This is a genomic window from Microcystis sp. M53598_WE2, assembly GCF_030067735.1.
GTDB classification, from domain to species: Bacteria; Cyanobacteriota; Cyanobacteriia; order Cyanobacteriales; family Microcystaceae; genus Microcystis; species Microcystis aeruginosa.
This window is the reverse complement of the sequence record NZ_JASJFE010000223.1, coordinates 1-2,791: the sequence shown is the minus strand read 5'-3', so window position 1 is coordinate 2,791 and position 2,791 is coordinate 1. Positions and strand designations below refer to the sequence as shown.

Below are 2,791 nucleotides of genomic sequence, written 5' to 3'. Positions count from 1 at the left end.
GGCACAATTATTTGTAGGATGGGTTAGCGGTAGCGTAACATAATCGGGCGTTGGGTTTCATGCTTCAACCCAACCTACGTTCATCTTATATTTAATTCCACCCACCTACTTAACTGCTGCTCACCTATAGGTGAGAGAAAGTCACGAATATGAGATGCACCCATTTTAACTGACTTGAGCGAATCAGATCGGGAATTTACAAGGGGATAAAAATTAAAATCTTTCTGATTTCAAGCTACCAACGACCGGCGCTAGTCACTGAAAACCGAAAACTGATAACTGATAACTGAAATGACTCGATCCTATTTTGCTACTACCGCTAGGGGACTAGAAGAAATTGCCGCTAGGGAATTAGAATTCCTAGGGGCCAAAGAAGTGAAACCCGTATTCACGGGAGTCCATTTTCAGGGGGATATCTCCCTACTCTATCGAGTCAATCTTTGGTCAAGAATTATGTTTCGAGTTTTGGTTCCCATTGCCGAAATTCCCTGTGGGGATGGGAAGGAACTGTATGATGGCATTCAAGCCATTGATTGGCGCGATTATCTCAGCAGTGAGGAAACTTTAGCGGTACAATGTACGGGAACGAATGATCGCCTCAATCACACCCATTACACCGCCTTAAGCATCAAAAACGCTATTATCGACCAACAGCGTCAACAGGGGAATCCCCGTTCCTTTGTGGATACAGAAAACCCCGACCTGCAAATTAACGCTCATATCGAGAAAAATCGCTGTGTGCTTAGTTTAGATAGTTCTGGCCACAGTTTGCATCGTCGCGGGTATCATCGGGCCATGGGAGTCGCACCTCTGAAAGAAAGTCTCGCCGCTGCTTTGGTAGAATTATCGGCATGGCAGGATGATATGGCGCTTTTGGACCCTTTCTGTGGTTCGGGAACCATTGTCATCGAAGCGACGTTAAAAGCTTTAAATATTGCCCCCGGTTTATCTCGTTCCCAGTTCGGATTTCAGAAGTGGCCAGACTATCAACCGGATTTATGGCAATCTTTGGTCAAGGAAGCTAAAGAAAAACAAAAATTTCAGCTAAATGCGCCAATTTATGCTAGTGATGCCGATTACGAGGTTTTGCATCAGGCCGAGGATAATGCCTATTTTTGTCAAGTGCAGGACCACATTAATTTTAGCTTGCAAAGCATCACCGACTTAGAACCGGCGAGCGATCGAGGGATTATTCTCTGTAATCCCCCTTACGGCAAAAGATTGGGCAATACCGAAGAATTAGGGGCCTTATATAAATCCTTCGGTGATGTCTTAAAACAGAGGTTTAAGGGTTGGACAGCCTATATTTTATCGGGAAACAAAGAACTGACCAAACAAATCGGTCTGCGTTCTTCCCGTCGCACTCCCTTGTATAACGGTTCTTTGCCCTGTACCCTCTTAAAATACGAATTGTATTAACTACATCAAAACCTTGAGACTGTCAAGGGCTAAATGAACATTTTGACGAACTGAGGCGGCAGAAGTGTGTAGATCCAGACGTTCAGCATCGGTCAAACGCACTTCCAGAATACTTTCCACACCCCGACATCCTAGGCGACAGGGAACCCCCAGATAGACATCCTGTAAACCGTATTCACCCTTAAGATAGGCTGCCGCCGGCAGTAAACGGGATTGATTTCTCAATATCGTCTCGACCATGGTACAGGCAGAGGAAGCAGGGGCGTAATAAGCGCCGCCAGTTTGCAGTAATTTGACGATTTCAGCCCCACCGTTGCGAGTTCTCTCCACTAAACGATTAATCGTTATCTCGTCCATCAATTCGGTAATCGGCACACCACTGACGGTACAGTAACGGGGTAGGGGCAACATTAAATCACCGTGACCACCCAAAACCATAGCATGAACGTCGGCGGTACTAACCCCCAATTCCATGGCGATAAAGGTTTGTAAACGGGAAGAATCGAGGACTCCGGCCATTCCCATCACTCTTTGGGGGGGTAAACCGGTTGCTTGCCAGACTAGATAGGTCATCACATCAAGGGGATTGGTGATGACGATAAAAATGGCTTCCGGAGAATACTTGAGGCATTTAGTGGCGGCCTCGACAACAATTTTGGCATTGACATTCATGAGATCATCGCGACTCATGCCCGGTTTTCTGGCTAATCCAGCCGTAATCACGACAATATCCGAGCCTGCCGTGTCTTCATAGTTATTAGTGCCGATAATCTCGCTGTCGTGCAGTTCTATGCCCTGAGCTTCCATCAAATCTAGGGCAATACCCTGGGGTAAACCATTGACGATATCAAGGAGAACCACATCGGCGAGGTTTTTTTCGGCGATGCGTTGGGCCAAGGTGCGTCCGACGTTACCAGCACCAATAACCGAGACTCGGGGCGATTGACAGGGGAGGAGTTTATCGTAGAAGTCAGCCATGGTTTATGGATGAGGCAATATCCTCATCAGACGGGTTCCAGTTGTTCGAGCTTTAGCCACACACTGGGGGTAGGAACATAGAATTTAATCAAAGCGTAATCATCTTTTACATCCAAGACTTCTGCTGTCGAGTTGAACATATAACTGGGTAAACGGCGATCGCTGGCTAGGGCTTCGAGGCTATTTTCTAGGTTTCCCGTCACCACGCGGACTAAAGCTCCTTTCTTAATTGTAGCTGCCATGTTTTTCTCGTTAAATTTGCTTGGGGGTTTCTTCTATAAATTGTTACATATTCCGGCGGGCCTCTGACAAGAGAGCGTAGAATGTGGGGTGTGGGGTGTGGGGAGATAGGGGAATTTCAACTAATACCCCAAAACCCTAAAACCCCAACTCC

At 46.6% G+C, this 2,791-nt stretch carries 3 protein-coding genes; 1 reads left to right on the top strand and 2 read right to left on the bottom strand.

All coding sequences use genetic code 11. The features are described 5' to 3' along the window. Positions 1-291: 291 nt before the first annotated feature. Positions 292-1,419, top strand: coding sequence for a THUMP domain-containing class I SAM-dependent RNA methyltransferase (locus tag PX636_RS04665; RefSeq protein WP_125731847.1), 1,128 nt, complete (start codon positions 292-294; stop codon positions 1,417-1,419). On the opposite strand, the gene mdh is transcribed toward PX636_RS04665, so the two are convergent. Together mdh and PX636_RS04655 are read right to left on the bottom strand one after the other, a co-directional pair. Next, on the bottom strand, positions 1,420-2,397 hold the full coding sequence (gene mdh, locus PX636_RS04660) for a malate dehydrogenase (RefSeq protein ID WP_288116354.1): 978 nt from the start codon (positions 2,395-2,397) through the stop codon (positions 1,420-1,422). It lies immediately after the preceding gene. Positions 2,398-2,423: 26 nt separating this feature from the next. Continuing rightward, the gene (locus PX636_RS04655) at positions 2,424-2,639 is read right to left on the bottom strand and encodes an NAD(P)H-quinone oxidoreductase subunit O (RefSeq protein ID WP_002758722.1); all 216 of its coding nucleotides are present in this window, start codon (positions 2,637-2,639) and stop codon (positions 2,424-2,426) included. Between the last annotated feature and the right edge of the window lie 152 nt (positions 2,640-2,791).